The organism is Allobaileyella intestinalis, from assembly GCF_009695865.1.
Lineage (GTDB): Bacteria > Bacillota > Clostridia > Peptostreptococcales > Anaerovoracaceae > Allobaileyella > Allobaileyella intestinalis.
In genome coordinates, this window is sequence record NZ_VUNB01000003.1 from 61920 (window position 1) to 83201 (window position 21282).

At 45.2% G+C, this 21282-nt stretch carries 16 protein-coding genes, 1 pseudogene and 1 CRISPR repeat array (1 of these 18 cut by a window edge); of the genes and pseudogenes, 4 read left to right on the forward strand and 13 right to left on the reverse strand.

Annotation, left to right across the window (positions count from 1 at the left end):
* Positions 1 to 52: a CRISPR direct-repeat array (repeat unit 36 nt; unit sequence GTTCAGCTACCATATGAAGTTACACTACTCTCAAAC); it begins 2229 nt to the left of the window's first position.
* 63 nt (positions 53 to 115) lie between these two features.
* The 4 genes from csn2 to cas9 are packed head-to-tail and all read right to left on the reverse strand — an operon-like array spanning position 116 to position 6123.
* The gene (csn2, locus tag FYJ66_RS03755) at positions 116 to 799 is read right to left on the reverse strand and encodes a type II-A CRISPR-associated protein Csn2 (protein WP_154572182.1); all 684 of its coding nucleotides are present in this window, start codon (positions 797 to 799) and stop codon (positions 116 to 118) included.
* Complete coding sequence (cas2, locus tag FYJ66_RS03760) at positions 796 to 1101, reverse strand: CRISPR-associated endonuclease Cas2 (protein ID WP_154572183.1); 306 nt, start codon at positions 1099 to 1101, stop codon at positions 796 to 798. Before cas2 ends, csn2 begins: the two co-directional genes overlap by 4 nt.
* A 4-nt stretch (positions 1102 to 1105) precedes the next feature.
* Positions 1106 to 1984 (reverse strand): type II CRISPR-associated endonuclease Cas1, encoded by an 879-nt coding sequence (gene cas1 / locus FYJ66_RS03765; protein WP_154572184.1) that lies wholly within the window; start codon positions 1982 to 1984, stop codon positions 1106 to 1108.
* 2 nt (positions 1985 to 1986) lie between these two features.
* Positions 1987 to 6123, reverse strand: a complete 4137-nt coding sequence (gene cas9 / locus FYJ66_RS03770; RefSeq protein ID WP_206156985.1) for a type II CRISPR RNA-guided endonuclease Cas9 — start codon at positions 6121 to 6123, stop codon at positions 1987 to 1989.
* 600 nt (positions 6124 to 6723) lie between these two features.
* Between cas9 and FYJ66_RS03775 the strand changes: the two genes are divergently transcribed.
* On the forward strand, positions 6724 to 7299 hold the full coding sequence (locus FYJ66_RS03775; RefSeq protein WP_235897351.1) for a TM2 domain-containing protein: 576 nt from the start codon (positions 6724 to 6726) through the stop codon (positions 7297 to 7299).
* A 148-nt stretch (positions 7300 to 7447) separates the two neighbouring features.
* Here the strand turns inward: FYJ66_RS03775 and msrB are convergent.
* The 9 genes and pseudogenes from msrB to FYJ66_RS03820 form a co-directional block, all read right to left on the reverse strand.
* A pseudogene (gene msrB, locus FYJ66_RS03780) lies at positions 7448 to 7873 on the reverse strand (peptide-methionine (R)-S-oxide reductase MsrB); the annotation flags it as partial.
* 74 nt (positions 7874 to 7947) lie between these two features.
* Positions 7948 to 11994 carry a carbamoyl-phosphate synthase large subunit gene (gene carB / locus FYJ66_RS03785; RefSeq protein WP_154572187.1) on the reverse strand — a complete coding sequence of 1349 codons (4047 nt, stop codon included), beginning with the start codon at positions 11992 to 11994 and terminating at the stop codon, positions 7948 to 7950.
* Positions 11987 to 13081, reverse strand: a complete 1095-nt coding sequence (gene carA, locus FYJ66_RS03790; RefSeq protein WP_277006144.1) for a glutamine-hydrolyzing carbamoyl-phosphate synthase small subunit — start codon at positions 13079 to 13081, stop codon at positions 11987 to 11989. The genes carB and carA overlap by 8 nt, the downstream gene beginning before the upstream one ends.
* A gap of 124 nt (positions 13082 to 13205) precedes the next feature.
* Positions 13206 to 13880 (reverse strand): GntR family transcriptional regulator, encoded by a 675-nt coding sequence (locus FYJ66_RS03795; RefSeq protein ID WP_206156986.1) that lies wholly within the window; start codon positions 13878 to 13880, stop codon positions 13206 to 13208.
* The gene (locus FYJ66_RS03800) at positions 13877 to 14842 is read right to left on the reverse strand and encodes a 4-(cytidine 5'-diphospho)-2-C-methyl-D-erythritol kinase (RefSeq protein ID WP_154572189.1); all 966 of its coding nucleotides are present in this window, start codon (positions 14840 to 14842) and stop codon (positions 13877 to 13879) included. Before FYJ66_RS03800 ends, FYJ66_RS03795 begins: the two co-directional genes overlap by 4 nt.
* A 49-nt stretch (positions 14843 to 14891) precedes the next feature.
* Positions 14892 to 15737, reverse strand: coding sequence for an Ig-like domain-containing domain (locus FYJ66_RS03805; protein WP_154572190.1), 846 nt, complete (start codon positions 15735 to 15737; stop codon positions 14892 to 14894).
* Positions 15737 to 16234, reverse strand: coding sequence for a tRNA adenosine(34) deaminase TadA (tadA, locus tag FYJ66_RS03810; protein ID WP_154572191.1), 498 nt, complete (start codon positions 16232 to 16234; stop codon positions 15737 to 15739). The genes FYJ66_RS03805 and tadA overlap by 1 nt, the downstream gene beginning before the upstream one ends.
* A 206-nt stretch (positions 16235 to 16440) precedes the next feature.
* On the reverse strand, positions 16441 to 17334 hold the full coding sequence (gene pepI / locus FYJ66_RS03815) for a proline iminopeptidase (RefSeq protein ID WP_154572192.1): 894 nt from the start codon (positions 17332 to 17334) through the stop codon (positions 16441 to 16443).
* Between the two features lie 121 nt (positions 17335 to 17455).
* Positions 17456 to 18547: a M24 family metallopeptidase gene (locus tag FYJ66_RS03820; protein ID WP_154572193.1), complete on the reverse strand. Its 1092-nt coding sequence runs from the start codon at positions 18545 to 18547 to the stop codon at positions 17456 to 17458.
* A gap of 317 nt (positions 18548 to 18864) precedes the next feature.
* Between FYJ66_RS03820 and FYJ66_RS03825 the strand changes: the two genes are divergently transcribed.
* The 3 genes from FYJ66_RS03825 to gcvH all read left to right on the forward strand — a co-directional run bounded on the left by FYJ66_RS03825 (position 18865) and on the right by gcvH (position 21223).
* Positions 18865 to 19497, forward strand: a complete 633-nt coding sequence (locus FYJ66_RS03825; protein WP_206156987.1) for a CvpA family protein — start codon at positions 18865 to 18867, stop codon at positions 19495 to 19497.
* A 133-nt stretch (positions 19498 to 19630) separates the two neighbouring features.
* Positions 19631 to 20725 (forward strand): glycine cleavage system aminomethyltransferase GcvT, encoded by a 1095-nt coding sequence (gcvT, locus tag FYJ66_RS03830; RefSeq protein ID WP_154572195.1) that lies wholly within the window; start codon positions 19631 to 19633, stop codon positions 20723 to 20725.
* Between the two features lie 120 nt (positions 20726 to 20845).
* Positions 20846 to 21223, forward strand: a complete 378-nt coding sequence (gcvH, locus tag FYJ66_RS03835; protein WP_154572196.1) for a glycine cleavage system protein GcvH — start codon at positions 20846 to 20848, stop codon at positions 21221 to 21223.
* Positions 21224 to 21282: the final 59 nt, after the last annotated feature.

The window sequence follows — 21282 nt, forward strand, 5'->3', positions numbered from 1 at the left end:
ATCCGGCTGCACGGCTGTTCAGCTACCATATGAAGTTACACTACTCTCAAACCTCAATTTTCAAGTAAACGTCACTACACACGTCCGTAACTTCATATAGTATACAAACGAATTTTTATATATATAGCTCACAGCCATCATCATCAATGATGGTAACTTTAACTCCATCCTCTTCTCCACCTGCTCTTCTTACCGCTCCCTCAATTTGTACAATATCAACTTTTTCTTGCTTCGCAAACTCCTCTAGCAAAGTGTTATCGCCCTCCCTTAAATATGCATTGCAGTTTATCAGAAAGAACTCAGATTTCCCGCCAATCCTATGAAGGCAATGCACGTATTCAGTCAAACGTTCAATAAAAGTACCTTCTGGCTCCTTTAACCTGACTCCAACACTTTTCAGCACTTCATTTATTGAAATAGACTCTGAGTATTCTAATGCAAAATCAAACATCACTTCTGTTTCCGAGATCATTTTCAACAGGCTATGATTTATTTCTGCAAGCAGTTCTTCAATTCCGCAATAGCGCAACTCAGAAGAGAATATTTCTAAGGCCTTTTTTTGTATTTCTCTCCTATCAAAATTTACATCAAATGGTGTTGTTATGATATCCCCTGTACGATGCAGATCTATGATACTTCCATCCTCCCACATTCGCACCTTATCTTCACCAAAGCTGACAGTTTCATGCAAATCAAATACAACATTCTCAAAGTGTACAGAATTTTCAAACGATATAAAATTTAGCGATTCTCTTTCAATTTCAAAAGATAAACTATGTGGAACATAATCTAATCTCATAATATCACCAGTTTGTCATCAGTATCTACAACAACGTCCTTTTCACCACCTACAAGGCACTCCATACGTGCAAACTGTTTTTCTGTTATTACCATCATTTTTACATTGCCATCCAACGGGCGTTCCTTCCTTACAGACGACATTACCGCTTGAGCTACAGTCTGATTCAATGCCAATTTGCAATATACACTTTCCTGTAGCATCAAAAAACCACTTTTTACAAGGAATTTGTGAAACTTTCTATAATCCCGCCTGTTCTCCTGTGTTTCAACAGGAAGATCGAAAAATACAAATATTCTCATATACCTATAACTCATAACTGTAAAACTTTATCTGTGAGACATCTCTGTCATTGATCGCATCAAATACACTTTTACAATAAATGCGTACTCCATTAGAAATAGTATGAGATTTCCCATCAATAATTATTCTCTCTTGCATCAATGCGATAAGTTCATGCTTTTCCTCTTTATCGAATTTGACCGGTTCCATTTCAACAACCCTTTTGTCAACAAGGATTCGGAAAGGTTCCATTAAATCAGATGCCAGATTATATGGATTAAACCTATTGTCATGGAATAATCCAAGTTGCGTAAGATATCCGTTAGCAGAAATATTTCTGTTGAAATATGAAAGCAAAATGCCATAACCATAGTTTAAAGAAGCATTTATCGAACACTCACTGCTTCGTGTAAAGCTCTTGCCGAAAAGTGCATTAAAATACACCTTTGCCGCATGACCCTCCCGATTCGTAATATCTCGTGGCTGTATTTCATTTATGTATTGTCCAAGCAATTCTGCAGAATCATAAATCTTTCTTTCACGCAGATGCTCTCTCTGTTTTCTGATTTTCTCTGCAATAATCTCTGTCCAAACCATCTCCTTGATATCTGCACCCCAATTGAACTGATCTTTTACTTTTCCGCTGCTGTCATATGATCCATAACAGGGAATTAACTCGCTCTCCGGATTATGCTTCTCATCGCAAAAAATAACTTTTGTCTTATGTTGTATCAGGGCCGAAAGCAAAGCAACTGTAACTGAAACTGTTGTTGACTCAATAATAAGCACCTCTATCTCGCTAAGGTGGACTCTTTTTATTGAGTCCACCTTTCTTACAACGAGATACTCCATTTTATAATCCAGTTTTGCTACACCCGTAATGATTACAGTTCTCCAGCTCATAGCTATAATTTGATCCTGTTTTCAAACACGCCTGTAACGGATTGGTTAACAATTACTAGCTTGCACTTGTTACTTATAGTATTTTTATTAATAGCGATACCACCAACCGCTGGTCCTTCCCCAAGAAGTGACAAATTTGATGACGTTGCTATATCGCAACGAAGCATAGTCAGTATTTCATTTATTACTATAGCTTTATCCCGCAAGGAAGAAATATTGATAAATAAGCTCCTGTCTTTTTCCAGTTTTTCCCATTGGTTAGCAGGCCTATTCGCATATACAGTTTTCAATTTGTTTAGCAGAGCATCATATACTTCATTTAATTGTTCATGGCTAAATCCATCTTTATCTGGTTCGACCTCATAATCAGGATTCTTTTTTAAAAACGATTCTATTTTTTTTATGATGACTTCCGAATTGAAATCCAACACCAATTGCATGTTACTCTTTAACGATATATTTGTTATGTTTTCTCCCCTGATTCTCATAGGAAATCCATTAACGCTTATTAACGAATTTTTCTTGATTTTCTTTATGACAACTCGAACATTTTTATACTCTTTGACATTTTCACAATAATGTATAAACGCGTCTTGATCTTGTTCCATTACATTCGCTACATAAATTGGGACTCCTAGGATCTGTCGGATTCTTCCTTTTTTCTGATCATCATATTCAATCATTGCAAAGTACGAAGTGTTTGGACTGTAATATCCGCCATATTTCTCTATATCCATACCTTTTTTCAGAGGAATCGTTGCAGCTTTCGAACCTTTTTTTAATACAGTTGAATTGAATAATTCTCCAGTTTCACAATACGTGTATTCCGTATATAGGATGTTATTTTGCAACATCGTATTTCTCACTGTGTCAATCGTTCCACCTGTGATTCCACGGTATTCATTCAAAACAAGCTTCCCGTCTTTTTTTCTGTCTGGTCCAACCCATACTTTCTCCCCCTTGGAATTTTTTACATCATATCTGAACACCTTGTTAATACTGTAATTTTTTTCTTTATTATCAACGAACCATTTTCTTGGATCAGATGTGAATTTTGCGTTGTAAACATTCCCCACTACCACATTGAGATAAGCATCCTTTGCGTGATGATAGTCATTAATTCTGCGGGACTTTAACATCTTGAGATCATCTTTTCTGAAGTCTGAAGCCAATCCAGCCTTCACATAGACGACCTCGCTATCCGGGTAGATCCGTTTTAATAAGTCAGCCACGACCTTTGTTGACTGTCTTGTTTCTACCAGCTGACGGGCAATAAATCCGCTGAGTTCATCTTCGGTAAACTTCCCTCTTCTCGTCAACCGATCAAATTTTTTCTTTGATATCAGGCCCATCTTCAACAGTTCTCTCCAGAAAGGGAGCATTTTCTTTTGAACATCGGAAGAAAGTAATTCATTGCTCTTCTTTATATTACTGGATTTATTTACAAGAACCAGATTATCTATGCTATCGTCCTTTATCTTTGACTGCGGATATATATGATCTCTATCCCACTTAGAGTTTCCTTTCATCAACTGATCCAGATCGATTGCTTCTCCTGTATACATATCTCTGCCCAGTTGTGAATAGTACAAGAACAACTTCATACTGTTGAATTCACGTTCTTCTCTATCTTCGATCTCCTTGCTCCAATTCCGTGCATCCTTATCGCAGCCTGCATACAGTTCCAGCAATTTATCTTTTCTCGATGTAGTCCTTTTTTTCCTCTTTTCCTTCTCCTCTCCTCTGGCCATTTCTACAAATATTTTTTCCGGCGCACCCTTTTGAATTTTGCTCAATTCTTCCGTAATCTGTATGGTCTGCCAGATAGCTCTTTTTACAGCGGGTGCCACATGCAGATCTTTTACCAGCGCATCATATGAGATTTCAGTGATTTCCTTTTCTCTCTCTGAATTGATCTTTTTTATCTCATCAGAAAATGTATACTTGCTGCCCAAAAGCTGCATCAAGTTATCATTTGTTTCCCAAAGAGCATTAATTATTGATGAATAAATCTCTCCAGTTTCCCTGTTTACGCCCTCTATTTCTGTAAGGAATTTTCTAGAGAAATTTCCCCATCCTGTGTATATGAATCTTGATATTTTTTTCAGATTGTCAGCAGAAAGTTCATTTGGGTAACGTTCCTCAATAGCATTTCCAACCATTCTGGAATCATCACCATATATGGTCTTCCAGCGAATAATCTCCTCTACCATGGCTTTAACATTGTCTTCAGCCATTCTGTTGCCTAGCACCTGCTTCTTGAAATCAAGATACGATTTTAACTGTGCCTTGAAATCCTGATCAAACCCGCTGAGATCCTCCAGCTTTAAATCCGGATCATTTTTCTGCAGATACTTGAGCAAGGTCTTTCCCGTAACACGGTTCTTTGTCATGAACAGATCATTAAAGATGCTCTGCTTCGTGGCAACATCTGCTTTATTTCCTCGAATTCGCAGATTATTGAGTTCATTAAGCACCATATAACGTGAATACAGCAACGAGTTCTTAGGTAATACATCTTCACCAATAATGTAGGTACACTTGTTGGTCATGCGAGTAATAAACGACTCATTACTCTTAGACTCATCTACCATTTCTCTAAAATTCCATGGATAAATCCGGCCATCCTTTTTCCTCTCTATCCACTGATTAGCTCCCACATCTTTGTGTCTATCACTCAGTGGGCCAACGTAATACGGGATTCTAAACTTGAAAAGAGATAAAATTTTCTGTGCTGCAGTTATCCCATTACTATCAGCCTGATTCAAAAATGGCAGGTATTTTTCTGCATTTTTCAGGATCATTTCTAGTTCTGTTTGGTGGACCTGTCTCGGAATGACAGAATTATCCTTGCTTCTTTGAAGCGGAAGGAGCTTACCTGCATCCAATTCTCCCTGTATATATTCCAGATCCTTTTGATCATTTTCATTGCAGTTCATCTTCGACAGAGTTTTCTTGACGTTCTTGTAAAACTCCTCTTCTGTACATTTCTCCGCTGGATACTTTTTTCCGTTCTTCTGTATCTCGCCGATATAATTTGAGTATCCTGCGCCTTTGTCCGTCCCATTGAAAAACTTATTATATTCGTCTCTTGGACAGTAAGTTTTTATCAACCGCCTAATGATTCTTAATTCTCTTGCATGCTTTTCGTACTGTTCTACTTTTGCATCTGAAAGATACTTACTGTTTCCAAGAATGTCTGACAATATACTCCAGTCATAAATTGTTTTTATACTTTCGATGATCAACGCTTCATCTGGTTTAATTTCTTGCAGTGCAGGCAGAATTGCATCTTCATAGTCCTGATCTGAAAAGCTGAATGATGTTTTTTCCAAGTCACTTAGGTCGTCATGATAAAACAGCTTGCTCAAATCTCCTTTATTTCCACATATCAGTTTGCATATCTGCTCAATCGCACCTTTCCGCAATTTTTCTTCCGTTTTATCCAGATCTTCTGAGTCAAAAACAAAACACGTTTTCATTTTTTTCGCTTTAATGCTCTTAGGATCATTGCTCTTGAGGATTTCTTTTACAATGTCCCTTTTCCCATTGTCACATTCGATTGCAAAAGGCATAGTCTCTCCACCCAGATTGAGCATCACCTCTGCAAAGGTTGAATCAAAATCTGTTGCTGTCTTCAAGTCCCCATCAATCAGGAAATGTCCCCTGTTTTTAACAATGTGGTGAATAGCCAGATAAACAAGACGAATATCATGAGGCTCTGGATTTTCTATCAATTCCCTGCGCAGATGATAAATAGTTGGAAACTCATCGTAATAATCGACATCCGAGTAATCTTTTCCAATAAATAGAGGAAACTTCTCTCCGGTAGTTTTATCTTCCAGATGAAGACGGCTTTCATTAAGCCTTATAAAAAATGTATCGTCTATCTTCGCCATTTCCTCAGCAAAAATCATCTGCAACAAGTCGATTCTTTCTTTTCTCCGAGCAGTTCTTCTTCTTGAAGTTCTGTGTGCACGGCGCTCTGCTGCCTGCTCACCTGACTCGAACAATCTAATACCCCAAAGATCCTTTTTACCATGTTTGCAAATGTGGTATGTTTCATCTGTCACCGCCCAGCCTACCGAGTTCGTACCAATGTCCAAGCCTAAATAATACTTTTCGCTGCTCTTATTCATCATGTCCTCCGATGTATTTTCTATTTCTGTTCGACTTCTTCTCTACAATAGCTTGACTTTATTATTGATTTGGGATATTCTCTCATTGTCTCAATTAGCTACCATATGAGATTACACTACAAGGTTCAAATAAAGATTTTTCCTAACCGCCCTTCGGGGCCCACGCAGATGTGGATTTAAAACTCGCTCAGGCGAGTTTTTCTTTTAGTATTTATTTTTTTATACTCCTCATCACTGCAAAGGGAAATACCCGTATCATTCCTCCATTTTTGTTTTTCATCTTGTCAGCCTCCAGCTTCTTCTGCGAATTGTTCTCATATTAGTACTTTAATACCTGGGCTGGTATTTTCCAATAGTTTTCCGTGTTTTTTCAAGGCCTCTGCCGGGCCGGAAATCCACAGAGTCAGCTTTTTACGACTCTTTTTTTCCAGCCAGAAACTGCTCTTTACCCCTCTTTTTTCCGACCGCTCTTGTTGTATAATGCTCCTGTACGATCCTGTACGAGTCTGGTGCGAAATAACGGAGCCAGGGAACGAATGGAAAACACGAATAGCGAAAGCAGTGAGATCAATACCGTAATTTCAGAAAGGGTGTGAACATATGGAACATATTGTAAGGATTAACGGGGAAAAGGTTTACGTGAGCGACGGTAAGGGAGACCTGACGGAAGCGCCTTTGTCTGCTGTCCAGTATGAGAATCCTGCAGAAGGAGATGCTGTAAGGATTTTTGAAATAGACGGGGGCATGTTGATTTCCCGGGTTTACGACGTTGAGACAGATTACATGGGCACCGGAGACGATGTTTTTTCAGATGGAAGTAATGGTGAAGATGATCGCAGCTTCTCCTCCGGAAAAAAAGAAAACTATAATAGCCGGGAGTCCGGCAGCCAGGGCTGGAGCAGCGGAAACGGTAATGCCAACCCCGGTAATTCCAGGCCACGGAAGTGCAACAAGCATCTGTATGTCTGGCTCTTCACCTTTGTGCTGGGAGAATTCGGAATTGACAGATTTTACAGAGGGCAGATCGGACTGGGTATACTGAAGCTCATTACGGGAGGGGGACTGGGATTCTGGTTCCTGGCGGACTTCATCATAGCGTTGATCAAGGCCTACAGCAATTCAGCATTCGGGCCTGACGAAGACATCGTCTTCATCGACGGACACTACGCAAAATAAAAATCTGGCATACCGCCACGAAAGTGAAACGGTATGCCAGTTTTTTTACGGAAAAAAAATATCAGGGAATATGCCCAGGTAACACCCTTACAGCTCTTTCAGGTCCGGGCTTGGCTCAGTATCGGCCCGGCGGCTTCTGACTGTCTGATCACTCAAAGAGCTTCTTATACTCTCCATATCCCTGCTCTTCCATCTCATCAAAAGAAATGAATTTCAGGGCGGCGGAGTTGATGCAGTATCTCAGGCCTCCTGTCTCCTTTGGTCCGTCGGGAAAAACGTGTCCCAGATGGGAGCCGGCTTCTGAACTCCGGACCTCAGTTCGGATCATGCCAAAGGACGTATCTGTTTTTTCCTTCAGGACATCATCTGCCACCGGCCTGGAAAATGCTGGCCAGCCGCAGCCTGAATCGAACTTGTCCAGGGAGGAAAAAAGCACCTGGCCGCTTACTACATCCACGTATATGCCCTTCTCAAAGAAGTTGTCATACTCTCCAGAAAAAGGCCTTTCTGTTGCGCCATTCTGGGTTACCTGGAAAGCCAGCTCTCCGATTTTATTTCTCAGATCATTGTCCTTCATGTCCTCACACCCCCATAATCATTAGAGATTACTCTGTTTCGTGGTCCTCCATTCCGCCGGACCACTTGCCGTTAATACTCAAACTTTCCTTCAAAGGAGAACATCACTTCTCCATTAAGTGTGTATTTGCCGTCCTGACAGCTTACCACCATATCGCCTCCCGGGAACTCCACGAAAATGTCCTTGTCTCCGTCGCAGTACCCTAGTTCCACGGCAGCTGCAACAGCTGCAATGGCAGATGAGCCGCAGGAAAGGGTTTCCCCGTTTGCTCTCTCCCATACTCTCATTCTCATGGTGCGTCTGTCAACTATCCGGACAAATTCAGTGTTGATTTTCTGAGGGAAGGCCTCTGAATACTCGAATTCAGTTCCGATCTTTTCAATGTCCAGGTTGTCGATCTGGTCCAGGAAAAGCACGCAGTGAGGATTTCCCACTCTCAGGCAGGTTGCCCTGTATTCTCTTCCGCCTATGGAAATCAGGGAGTCCACCAGCTTAGGTTTTCTTGTTATCACAGGCACTGCGGCTGCGTCGAAGACCGGCTCTGCTCCTTCAATGGACACGGAATTCACCCTGCCGTCTCTCAGGAAAAGCCTGAGATTCCGGACTCCGTCAACAGTTTCAACGGTTACCCGGTCTCTCCCCACAAAACCTTCTTCGTATATGTATTTTGCACCGCACCGGATGCCGTTATCGAAGGTGCCTCCTTCCGATCCATCTCTGTTGAAAACCCGTATTTTCACATCGGCCACCCTGGATTTTTCAATGAGCACTATTCCGTTTCCGCCTACAGATCTTCTCCTGTCGCACAGGCTTACGCACAGGGATTCAGGCCCTTCTATGCGGCCGTCAAAATTCTTGATTACGATATAGTCATCGCCGCAGCTGTTCAGCTTTGTGAATCTGATGTTCCTGTGACTTGCCCTCATGTGGTTAATGTCCACCAGTTCCGTATTTCCGGCGGTGAAACCTGATGCGATCATGTTGACCAGAGCCCTTGCCGTGTCCACAGAGGTAAGGCATGGAACTCCCAGCTGCATGGCCCTCTTGTGAACGGCAGTGTAGTCACCGAGAGAGGCGTCATTTTCCGTACCTGTGAAAATAATATAGCTGGTTTTTCCCCTTTCGATCAGATCGATGATGTCGTTGTTTACCTGGGCCTTCTTCACCGTCGTCACGTCAATGCCTGCATTTCTAATGGCCTCAGCCGTTCCTCTTGTGGCATAAATCTTCATCCCCAGGCCGTCCAGCTTCATGGCAATTGGAAGGATTTCCGGATAATCTCTTTTCTGTACAGAAATCATAACACCTTGGTCTTCTCCGTTTTTCCTGTGAGGAACGGTGAATCCTGCAGCGGTCAGCCCCTTGTACAGCGCTTCGTTAAGAGTCCTTCCAAGGCCCAGTACCTCTCCTGTGGATTTCATCTCAGGTCCCAGGATGGAGTTGGCGTCCGTAAGTTTCTCGAAGGAAAAAACAGGGACTTTAACTGCGGTATATGGCGGGGTTCTGTAGAGTCCCGTTCCATAGCCCAGGTCGTACAGCTTTTCCCCCAGCATTACCTGAGAAGCCAGGTCTACCATTGGAACTCCTGCAACCTTTGAAATATACGGAACGGTTCTGGATGCCCTCGGGTTCACTTCTATTACGTAAAGCTCCCCTTTGTACAGAAGGTACTGGATGTTTACCAGCCCCTTGGTTCCAAGAGCCAGGGCCAGCTTCTCGCTTACGTCCACAATTCTCCTGAGCTGTCTGTCTGTCAGATTGTACGGCGGATAAACTGCTATGGAATCTCCTGAGTGGATGCCGGCCTTCTCGATGTGCTCCATGATTCCAGGAATCAGCACATCGCTTCCGTCGGAAATTACATCAACTTCCAGCTCTATTCCCGGCATGTACTTGTCTACCAGAACAGTGTTGCTGGCGTCGTTTTCCAGGATTCTCTCCATGTATTTTGTCACATCATCTTCGTCTCCGGCAATTGTCATGTTCTGTCCGCCGATTACGTAAGAAGGTCTCAGGAGAACTGGATAGCCGATCTGCGATGCCGCATCGAGAGCCCCCTCAAGAGAAGTGACGCTAAGGCCCTTAGGTCTGCTGATGCCGAATTTTTCAAGAAGAACGTCGAAACGGCCTCTGTCCTCCGCAATGTCGATGGACTCCGCAGAAGTTCCCAGAATTTTTACACCATGATCATCCAGATACTGAGTGAGCTTAATGGCAGTCTGGCCTCCGAAGGCAACAACTACGCCTACCGGATTTTCCACCTTTATTATGTTCATTACGTCCTCAGGGCAGAGAGGCTCGAAATAAAGTCTGTCTGCAGTGTCGTAGTCAGTGGAAACTGTCTCCGGGTTGTTGTTTACGATAACCACCTCGTAGCCCAGCTCCCGCAAGGTCCAGACGCAGTGAACCGAGGAGTAGTCGAATTCGATGCCCTGTCCGATTCTGATAGGGCCAGAACCCAGAACCATTATTACAGGATTGCCGCTTCTCTTAAACCGCCGGGAATCGCAGAGCTCATCTGTGGTAGAGTAAAAATATGGTGTTTCTGCGTCAAATTCCGCTCCGCAGGTATCTACCATTTTGTAGCTGAACTCCATGCCCGGAACCTCTTTTGCCCCGGAAATCCTCTTTATTGCCTCATCGGTGAATCCCAGCCTCTTGGCTTCTCTGTATATATCCACAGGCAGGTTTCCCTTGGGAGCAGCGGATTCCAGCTCCTTCTGGAAATTTCCAAGATTGAGGATCTTGTTCAGGAAAAATCTGTCGATCTTCGTGATTTCATGGATTTCTTCCACAGTCACCCCGGATTTCAGGGCTTCGAAAATCGTGAACAGCCTTCTGTCATCTTGATCTTTCAGCCTGTCCCTGATGTCCCTGTCTGTGTGCTGATCCATTTCAAGAGTGTCGATCTTGATCTCAGCGCCCCTGACAGCCTTCATCAGAGCTGCTTCAAAGCTGTGGCCTATGGCCATGACCTCTCCTGTGGCCTTCATCTTTGTTCCAAGCTCTCTGCTGACGCCGGCAAACTTGTCGAAAGGCCACTTTGGCAGCTTCAGAGCCACGTAGTCTATGGCCGGTTCAAAGCAGGCGCAGGTTTTCCCTGTAATGTCATTGGTGATTTCATCAAGAGTATATCCCAGGGCGATCTTAGTTGTGATCTTGGCTATTGGATAGCCTGTGGCCTTGGACGCCAGGGCAGATGACCTGGAAACCCTTGGATTCACTTCGATTACTGCATACTCAAAACTCTCCGGATCCAGGGCGAACTGGCAGTTGCAGCCGCCCTCAATGCCTATGGATGAAATAATCTTCAGGGCAGATGACCTTAGCATTTCATATTCTCTGTCTGCCAGAGTCAGGGTAGGTGCCACTACTATTGAATCGCCGGTGTGAATTCCCACCGGGTCAAAATTCTCCATGGAGCAGATGGCTATTACATTGCCCAGGGAATCTCTCATGGTCTCAAACTCGATTTCCTTCCAACCGGAGATGCACTTTTCCACAAGAATCTGAGTGATTGGAGACTGATCCAGGCCCTGTCTTGCTATTACCGCCAGCTCATCTCTGTCTGCAGCTATTCCGCCGCCAGTGCCTCCCAGGGTAAAGGCCGGGCGGACAATAACCGGATAACCGATCTTCCCTGCCACTTTCAGGGCAGTGTCCACATCCTGGGCTATTCCCGAGGGAACCACAGGTTCCCCTATTTTTTCCATCATATCGTGGAAAAGTTCTCTGTCTTCTGCCGTGTCTATTGCATTAATGTCGGAGCCCAGGAGCCTTACGCCGTGTTCCTCCAGCCAGTTGTCTCTGGACAGCTCCATGGCAATAGTAAGTCCCGTCTGTCCTCCCAGACCTGCCAGGATGCTGTCCGGCTTTTCTTTCTCAATGATGCGCTTGACGGTCTCTACGTTCATGGGTTCCAGGTAGATCTCGTCGGCCATGTGCTTGTCTGTCATTATGGTTGCCGGGTTGGAGTTAACCAGAACAACGTCTATTCCTTCTTCCTTCAGGACTCTGCAGGCCTGGGCTCCTGCATAGTCGAATTCTGCCGCCTGACCGATGATGATAGGGCCTGAACCGATTACAAGAACTTTTTTTATGCTTTTATCCCTAGGCATTCTTTTCCTCCTTCATCATCTCAATAAACTTGTCAAACAGGAAGCCCGTATCATGGGGACCTGAGTGGGCTTCTGGATGGAACTGCACAGTGAAACAGGATAGTCCCGGGTATTCCATTCCTTCGCAGGTTCCGTCGTTGGAATTAACAAAACTCTGCCTTCCTGTATCTTTAAGGCTTTCAGGATCTACAGCATATCCGTGGTTCTGTGTGGTAATAAAAGTCCGGCCCTTCTTCCCTTCGACTATCTCTGTTGCAGGCTGGTTGACTCCTCTGTGGCCGTATTTTAATTTATATGTTTTTCCGCCCATTGCCAGGCACATAAGCTGATGGCCCAGGCAGATTCCGAATATGGGCACTTTGCTCACCAGTTTCTTCAGCTCCCCTACGCAGTCCTTATTCTCCGCCGGATCTCCCGGGCCGTTGGACAGCATGATTCCGTCTGGTTTTTCCTTGAGAATTTCTGCTGCTGTAGTCGTACTTGGAACCACCTTTACCTTGCAGCCTCTTCTGGAAAGTTTTCTGGCTATGTTTCTCTTGGCCCCGTAGTCTATCAGAGTCACGTTGTATTTTTCCTCTCCCTCTGCAGGTATTACATATGGCTCACTACACGTCACAGATCTTACAGCGTTTCTCACCTGATACTCCCTGACCAGGGTCAGGTCCTCCGGCGGTTCTGAACAGATTATGGCGTTCATTGTGCCTTTCTCTCTTATCAGCCGGGTCAGTTCTCTCGTATCTATTCCGTAAATACCAGGCACGCCCTGTTCCTTCAGATATGTATCCAGATCCTTGTCACATCTGAAATTTGAAGGTGTATCGCAGTATTCTCTGACCACGTAGCCGCTGCAGCAGCATTTTCCCTCAAAATCTTCTTCCATGATTCCGTAGTTTCCAATAAGAGGAAAAGTCTGCATTATGATCTGCCCGTAATAACTGGGATCTGTCAGTGTTTCCACATAACCTCCCATACCTGTGGTAAATACCAGTTCACCCACACTGTCACATTCAGCACCGAAGCTCCAGCCCCTGAAAATGCTGCCGTCACTTAGCACAAGATACGCTTTTTTGTCTGTTCTCCTGTTCACCTGTTACCATTCCCCCTTTCAGACCGCACAAAACCCTCACCGGTTCTCTGCGCCGAGAGCCGATGAGGGCTCAATATATAAAATGAGAGCTTGGAAAAAATCCACGCTCTCATAAATACCTCATTCAATGCTCATTGCCATTGAGCTCCCGATCGAGATCATATATATACTGTTTTAATTTCCTTACATGCTCCTCAGATTCGAGACGGGCTTTGTCGCAATCGCCACTGACAATAGCTTCGACAATAAGCCTGTGCTGAGCCGGCATCTTCTTGTAATGTGAAAAATCATCGTAATAGAGATACCTGAACCTCAAAGAAAGCTCCTGCACGTGATTGACCATCTGCTGGAGCGTCTTGTTTCCGCCGCATTCAACGATAAATTTGTGAAGATTCTCGTCTCTCTCAACGCTGTTCTTCTTCTCATCGTTATTGATAGCCTCTTCGTAAAGATCCATCAGCTCTTTCAGTTTAACCTTCTGCTCTTCATTGATTCTCTTAGCAGCCAGGTATGCGGCAAATCCTTCCAGATTTTCCCTCACCTCGAAAACATCAAGCATATCATCAATAGAAATCCTGGAAACATAGGCACCGCGCCTTGGTTCAATGGTCACAAGCCCGTCTGCCGCCAGCTCCCTGATAGCTTCCCTGATAGGTGTCCTGCTGACATTCATCTTCTCGGCCAAGTCGATCTCCATCAGCCTGGTCTGGGAAGCGATCTCGCCTGTCAGTATCTTGTGTTTAAGCTCTTCATATACCAGTTCTCTCAGAGGTTTCTGAATCTGTAAGTCAAAGTTCATATCTGTCTCCTCCCGCTTTCCACAAACCATTTCTTCCAGCTGTCATGTACCCATGCAGCATTCTCCAGAGATATAAAATCCTTTTCAGCCTTCTCTCTGTCTGTATAGCAGGCTGCAATGGATGGTCCGCTGCCGCTCATCATCACGTGTTCAGCACTGAGGTTCTTCTTCATGGCTTCCATCAGGTCTGCTGCCTCTGAACATACACTCAGCGTATATCTCTCCATGATGTTGGAATAAAGTTCCTCCTCACCGGCGCTCCTGATATTCATCTCATCAAGGCCTCTGTACACCTGGGCGGTAGACACTCCAACACCGGGATTCATCAATATCACGTAAGTATGCACCGGCGGACACGGCTCCACAGATTCACCTATTCCTCTGACTACAGCAGCCCTTCCTCCTTCTTCAATGCCCCGGAGGCCCTGAAGTTCTCCACTGTTTCTGCAGGCATTCATCATAATGGAGTATGGAAAATCAGATCCGATACTAATCCCCATGTCCATCAGTTCCCTCAGACTATATGGATTATCCAGGAGACTGTTCACTGCCAGCATAGTCACCGCCCCGTCTGCAGTTCCTCCTGCCAGCCCTGCTGCTGAAGGAAGGTTCTTCTCCAGGGAGATGATCAGGCCTGCAGGCTTTCCTTCAGGAAACTGCACTGTATTACTGAACAAAGCTTCTCCGTAATCATCAGCAGCCCTGCTCAGCACAGCCCTGGCACCCCGCACAGCCAGATTTGTCTCATCTGCCGGAATTGTACAATCATCCATACAAAATTTTATAGCAACTCCGTCAACTGTGCAACATAAATTATTCAGTTTTTCGTATACAAATCTAATATCTATGTTGTCGTGGAGGTCTATGTCCTGCATCACCGAATAAATGTCGTGATATCCGTTGTCTCTCATGCCCGTCACTCCCAGGGACAGGTTGATTTTTCCATATGCCTTCAGCTTCATCTGATGCCTTCTTTCAAAAAATAGGGTGCCATGAGGCACCCTATTGCACTTACTTGTTCTTCTTTCCGGAACTTCCTCTTCCTGATTTGTATTTGCCGCCTGCAGCGGAAATCGGACGAGGTTCCTTAACTTTGTATACGTACGGCAGCACATCGCTGATCTCGTACTTGGCTTCCACCTTCTCCCGTGCTGCCTCTTTCTTCTTGGCTTCCCGGGCTGCCTTCTTCTCGGCTTTGGCCTGCCGCTTCTTCTCTTCCTCGATAACTTCCTCTACAGACTTGCCTGTACGCTTTGCTTCCTTGTAAGGATTGAAGGTCTCTTTCTTGTTGTACCTTGCCGGATTCTGCTGACGGGCCTTCTCTTCAGCCTGTTCTTTCTGCTGCTTTACCATGATCACAGTGATACCGCCGAACATAGCAATCATCATTATGGTATTAACCAGCGTATTCATCTTCTGGTTGAATGTAGTGAAAGAAATTGTCTCTTTCTTGCCCAGCTTGTTGCCGTTGTCATCGGAAAACTCCGGAGAAATCACCAGTTCATACTTTGTGTTTGACTGAAGCTTCAGCTTCTTGTTGGTGCTGTCTGCCAGAACCAGCATCATTCCATCTGTATCGCTGCTTGTGAGAACCTTGATTGGAATCTTCTTTCCTGTTTCACTGTTTACGATCTTCACGCAGTTCTTGTTGTGCTTCTCTGTCTCCGGGTTGTTAATGGTGTTGCTGAAAAACAGCTTCACACCAACGTTCTCAATAGAGGTGTTCTTCTGCCCGTCTTCAGGGTAAGAGGAAACCAGTTTAAGATCTCCCGTATTATCTCCTGCGAAAGAAAATACTCCGCACATCATGACCATTATCAGTGCCAGCACAACTGCTGCCAGGCCTCTTTTCTTCATTACTTATCATCCTCCGGTTCAGATATATTCTTCTTAAGCCTCATCTGGCGAAAAAAATCTTTCAACTGCTGCGAGCATTCTCCGGCATAAAGCCCGGTGATCACTTCTGCTCTATGGTTAAGCCGCGGATCGCAGGGAATGTTGCTCAGCGAACCGCACGCTCCATTCTTCGGATCCATTGTTCCGATAAACAGCTTATCAAGCCTTGCCAGAACGATGGCCCCTGCACACATGGAGCAGGGCTCCAGTGTCACATACATGCTGCATCCCGTAAGCCACTTAGCTCCCAGAGCCTTCTCGGCTCTTCTGATTGCAACCATTTCAGCATGGGCGTCTGAAGACTTTAATGTTTCCACCAGGTTATGGCCTCTGGCGATCAGCCTTCCATCTCTTACGATTACAGCCCCCACAGGAACCTCTCCTTCAGAAGCGGCTGCATCTGCCTCTGCCATGGCTTCTTTCATCCACATCAGATCCATCTCTGAATATTCTGGCATTCCGGAACAATTTTCCTCGCTATTCTGATTCAATTCCATATCCGTGACATTCTATCACAGGGAAACAGCAATTTCAAATGGTTCAGTGATTCTGTTTCTCCTGTTCTCCTCCAAGCCATCTTTTCGCAGCTGCAAAAATACAAAACCGGCCAGCAACTTCGAGTTGCTGGCCGGCAGGTTTCTGTTATTCAGATTTCCAAGAGTTCTTACTTATCGTGCTCGTTCATCCAAGGAATGAGAACCTTGCAGTAATCATCATGTCTGTCTACGAAGCATGTGTGTCTTGATCTCTCCCAGAGAATCCACTTGGAGTCAGGAATTCCATCTGCCATGGTCTTTGCTACCAGAGGTGAGCACAGATCGGAAATTCCGCTGCAGATCAGTGAAGGAATCTTGATTTCTCCCAGTCTGTCAACGTACTCAAAGTCTTTCAGTGTTCCAGTTGGTGCGAACTCGTTTGGTCCCCAGCCATACAGATAAGCCTCTCCGCCGGACTTCTTAGGACGGGTGCAGCACTCTGGTGCCTTGTCTCCGATCCAGTAATCACAGTATCTGTGCATGTACTCAGCAACAGCCTTGTCATATGCCTCGCCTGTGAAGTCCCCTGTCTCCAGAGCGTGATTAATAGCATCCTGCATATCCTGAGGCATCATCTTGATTCTTCTCAGGCCTTCCTTCTCCCAAAGGCTGCTTGACGGATGTCCGCTGGAGATGATGAAAGACTTAACGCCCTTTGGATCTCTCTCAATTGCATATGCAATCTGCATCATGCCGCCCCAGGACTGACCGATGATGTGGCACTCATCCAGGTGCAGGTACTCTCTCAGAGCTTCCAGCTCATCCAGCCATGTATCCTGTGTCCACAGTTCAGGATGTCCGTCCAGATATGAATTTCCGCATCCAATCTGGTCATACATGATGATCTGACGATCATCGTCATCTGCTACATTGTCCAGAACCTCATAGTAGTTGTGAGTTGATCCAGGTCCGCCGTGAAGACAGATCAGAGGAGCCTTTCCGTTATCCTTCCTCTCACCTACGATTCTGTAGTATGTCTTGTATCCAAGAAATGGCATGTAGCCTTCTGTTATCTTAGCCATGTCATTGCCTCCTGTAAAAAAATGTTAAATATTAAACCATCGCTTTTGATAATATACCGGGAGCAGCCTGAGCTGCTTCCGGCATCAGATTATTTCCAGTATTCAGTGTTCAAATCTGTTACTACTCTCCGTCAGGAACAACGATAATGTCATCCTTAGGATAGTGGTTCAGAACTTCGCATCCGTCCTCTGTAATATGAACGATATCCTCGATTCTTACACCGATTCCCTCGTCTGTCAGGTAGATACCAGGCTCAACGGAGAAGCACTGACCAACTTCGATGATCTCGTCGTTTGTCAGGGAAACGTCACCAACTTCGTGGTCCTCCATTCCGATGGAATGTCCCAGTCTGTGTGTGAAGTACTGGCCATATCCCTTGGAAGCGATGTAGTCTCTTCCTGCCTTGTCAACGTCGCTCATCTTAGCGCCTGGCTTTGCAGCAGCAATACCTCTCTTGTTTGCTTCCAGAACGATGTTGTAGATTTCCTTCTGACGCTCGCTTACCTCACCGATAAATACAGTTCTTGTAATATCTGAAGCGTAGTTCTTCCACATTCCGCCGATGTCCAGGATTACGCAGTCGCCGTGCTTGCCCTTTGAATCATCAGTAATGTGATGTGGATCAGCAGCGCCCTTTGCATATGCTGTAATAGGGTCGAAAGATGGTCCGGAGAATCCAACTTCTTCACAGATCTCAAGGCACTTAGCATTCAGTTCTCTTTCTGTAAGTCCCTTTGCTACCCATGGAATCAGCTTGTCCATAACCTCATCGATCTTGGCAGCAGACTCTCTCATCAGCTGAGCCTCGTGCTCATCCTTAATCTGACGAACCTTGTCAACGATCTTTGATCCGTTTACAAACTTGCTTCCAGCACCCAGCTCCTGAAGTCTCAGCAGGAAATGTGCAGGCCAGTTCTTGTCAACTCCGATGACCTTGTCCTTGTTAACGTACTGAGCCAGAACCTCTACACCGTCATCAGTGTCATCATAATAAGTAATAGGAGCTCCCAGGTCCTCTTCCTGTGGGAACAGCTTATTGATTACGAAGTGATTATCTCCGTCAACGTTGATGTAGAGAGCGTGCATTCTCTCACCTGGCAGAATCCACTTTCCAACCAGATAGAAAATAGCTGTAGGATCAGTGATGACCATCTGGTACATATCCTGTTCCTTCATTTTCTCCACGATTCTGCTGAGCTTTCCAGTATCCATCTTTCATGTCCTCCATGTTCAAATAGATCAACTCTTTTGCCCCGGCAATCCGGAACAACAACAATATTCGGAAATGGATCCATTTCCGGGACCCTCCAACAGCGAACCACAATATAGTCATGCAGTTCAAACCGAGTCCGTTATGATTATAGCACTCTCAAAAGGGTTTTCAAGAATGGACGGTATACAATTGGATATTCACGTCAATTGAATACATTTCCATCTGTTCAGCAGCTTCAGCGTCTTTCTCATCTTGAATTATTCCGTCTCCTATGATAAAACCAACTTCAGTTTTACTTAGAAAAAAAGGATTACTCATGGCGTTAGATATAATTGTAGTTTCTATTTTCATCATATCCACAGTCCGGGGCAGGCGCCGGGGCTTCGCCCAGACCATCATTAAACTGCTGGCCTGGACAGCTGCCCTTGTTCTTGGCGTGGCTTTTACAAAGGACGTGGCCGAAATTCTCATGTCCACTCCCTTCAGCACGGACATCAACAACCATCTGACTGAAATGACAGCCTCCGGCACCTTTGACATCAGCCAGTACGTGCCGGATTTCATCGGCGGCATAATAACCTCACTGGGAGTCACAGAACCATCTCAGGACACCCTTCATTTTACAAATGCCATTCTAAACGTTACCGCATTTCTCCTCATCGTAGGAGCTACGTGGCTGGCAGCTGCTTTTCTGATACACAAAATGGCCAAAAAAAGAAAGACAAAGACTGTTATCGGCAGGGTGGATTCCTCTGTAGGCATGCTCCTGGGCGCAGTCAAAGGCGTCATTCTGGTTTTTCTTTTCCTGGCCTTGATGTTCCCTCTGGCAGGCGTGCTGATGCCGGAAAATCTTCACAGCATCAACGAAAGCCTGAACAATTCATATCTTGCAGGCTATCTTTACAATATCAATCCACTTATACGCTTCATAAGAGACCTTCCTTTCTAGTTTTTGCTTGTTAACAAGATAACTCAATTTCTCCTGAAAACAGTGGCTTACAGCCCCTTTCATTCGTTGACGCTCCCATACCCCTGTGATAAAATTCCCTTGTATTTCTACGCGAACAATGGAGGCATGGAAAATGGAGAAGAAAACACCACTTTACGAAACTCATGTGAAGTACGGCGGAAAGATGGTCCCATTCGGCGGATTCATTCTTCCAGTTCAGTACGAGGCCGGCATCAAGAAGGAGCACATGGCAGTAAGAACTGCTGTTGGTCTCTTCGATGTATCCCATATGGGAGAGATTCTGGTTTCCGGACCGGACAGCCTGAAGTACCTGAACTACGTCCTGACCAACGACTTCACAGATATGAAGGACTGGCAGGCCCGTTACAGTCCTATGTGCAACGAGCAGGGCGGAACAGTAGATGACCTGATCGTTTACAAGAGAGCTGACAACGACTACTTCGTAGTTGTTAATGCGGCCAACACAGACAAAGACTTCCAGTGGATGTGCGACCACGTACCTGAAGGTTGCGACGTAAAGCTGGAGAACGACAGCGACAACTGGTGCCAGCTGGCTCTCCAGGGACCTAAAGCTCCTGAAGTACTTGCAAAGCTGGCAGATAAGGACTCCATCCCTGAGGTGTATTACACCGCGATTTTCAACGGCAAGGTTGGGGGCATTGACTGCGTAGTATCCAGAACAGGATACACAGGAGAAGATGGTTTTGAGATCTACTCCGCAGCTTCAAACGCTCCTGCACTGTGGGAAAAGATTATGGCAGCCGGCGAGGAATTCGGCATTCTCCCTTGCGGTCTTGGTTCAAGAGACACCCTGAGAATGGAAGCAGCCATGCCTCTTTACGGAAACGACATGGACGATACCGTATCCCCTAAGACTGCAGGCCTGGGATTTGCCGTAAAGCTGGATAAGGACAACTTCATCGGCAAAGAAGCCCTGGTAGCAGATCAGCCTCTGGCAAGAAGAAGAGTGGGAATTAAGGTAACTGGCAGAGGCGTCGTAAGAGAGCACTGCGACGTTTACAGAGACGGCAAGGTTATCGGCCACACCACCTCCGGCACCTTCCTTCCTTATCTGGGCGGATCTTATGCAATGGCTATCGTAAATTCTGCTGACAGAGAGATCGGTGCACCTGTACAGGTTGAGGTCAGAGGAAGAATGATCGATGCTGAGCAGGTTAAACTGCCATTCTACAAGAGAGAGAAATAGGGGCAGGCAGCACCTTAGACAGAATATAAGATATCAGTTTGTTTTCAATGCGGCCCTGGTCCGGTTCTCCGGGCCGGGCTGCTGGAAATATTAATAAAATTATCAAAGGAGACTAAAGCAATGTATGATCCAAAGGAACTGAAGTATTCCAAATCTCACGAGTGGGTACACTATGACGGCGATGATGTGATTATCGGCATTACAGATTATGCTCAGGACAGCCTGGGTGACCTTGTATTTGTAAACCTGCCGGAAGTTGAGGACGAGCTTACTGCTGGTGAAGCTCTTGGAGACGTTGAGTCTGTAAAGGCTGTTTCCGATATTATCTCTCCTGTTTCCGGAAAAGTAACTGAGATTAACGAAGAGCTGCTGGATTCCCCTGAGAAGATTAACGAGGATCCATATGGTGCCTGGTTTGTAAAGGTTACAGACGTTGAAGACACTGAGGAGCTGCTGGACGCTGACGAGTACGACAAGTTTGTAAAAGAGGAAGCTTAGCTCCCGGCCGGAGGACGGGCCCCCCGGGTCCGCCTCTCCAGTGACATTTTTCCTTAGGA

Bases quoted from the DNA above. Each gene is read 5' to 3' on its own strand.
- csn2 (WP_154572182.1), bottom strand. From the start codon at position 799: ATGAGATTAGATTATGTTCCACATAGTTTATCTTTTGAAATTGAAAGA.
- cas2 (WP_154572183.1), bottom strand. From the start codon at position 1,101: ATGAGAATATTTGTATTTTTCGATCTTCCTGTTGAAACACAGGAGAAC.
- cas1 (WP_154572184.1), bottom strand. From the start codon at position 1,984: ATGAGCTGGAGAACTGTAATCATTACGGGTGTAGCAAAACTGGATTAT.
- cas9 (WP_206156985.1), bottom strand. From the start codon at position 6,123: ATGAATAAGAGCAGCGAAAAGTATTATTTAGGCTTGGACATTGGTACG.
- FYJ66_RS03775 (WP_235897351.1), top strand. From the start codon at position 6,724: ATGGAACATATTGTAAGGATTAACGGGGAAAAGGTTTACGTGAGCGAC.
- carB (WP_154572187.1), bottom strand. From the start codon at position 11,994: ATGCCTAGGGATAAAAGCATAAAAAAAGTTCTTGTAATCGGTTCAGGC.
- FYJ66_RS03795 (WP_206156986.1), bottom strand. From the start codon at position 13,880: ATGAACTTTGACTTACAGATTCAGAAACCTCTGAGAGAACTGGTATAT.
- FYJ66_RS03800 (WP_154572189.1), bottom strand. From the start codon at position 14,842: ATGAAGCTGAAGGCATATGGAAAAATCAACCTGTCCCTGGGAGTGACG.
- FYJ66_RS03805 (WP_154572190.1), bottom strand. From the start codon at position 15,737: ATGAAGAAAAGAGGCCTGGCAGCAGTTGTGCTGGCACTGATAATGGTC.
- tadA (WP_154572191.1), bottom strand. From the start codon at position 16,234: ATGCCAGAATATTCAGAGATGGATCTGATGTGGATGAAAGAAGCCATG.
- pepI (WP_154572192.1), bottom strand. From the start codon at position 17,334: ATGGCTAAGATAACAGAAGGCTACATGCCATTTCTTGGATACAAGACA.
- FYJ66_RS03820 (WP_154572193.1), bottom strand. From the start codon at position 18,547: ATGGATACTGGAAAGCTCAGCAGAATCGTGGAGAAAATGAAGGAACAG.
- FYJ66_RS03825 (WP_206156987.1), top strand. From the start codon at position 18,865: ATGGCGTTAGATATAATTGTAGTTTCTATTTTCATCATATCCACAGTC.
- gcvT (WP_154572195.1), top strand. From the start codon at position 19,631: ATGGAGAAGAAAACACCACTTTACGAAACTCATGTGAAGTACGGCGGA.
- gcvH (WP_154572196.1), top strand. From the start codon at position 20,846: ATGTATGATCCAAAGGAACTGAAGTATTCCAAATCTCACGAGTGGGTA.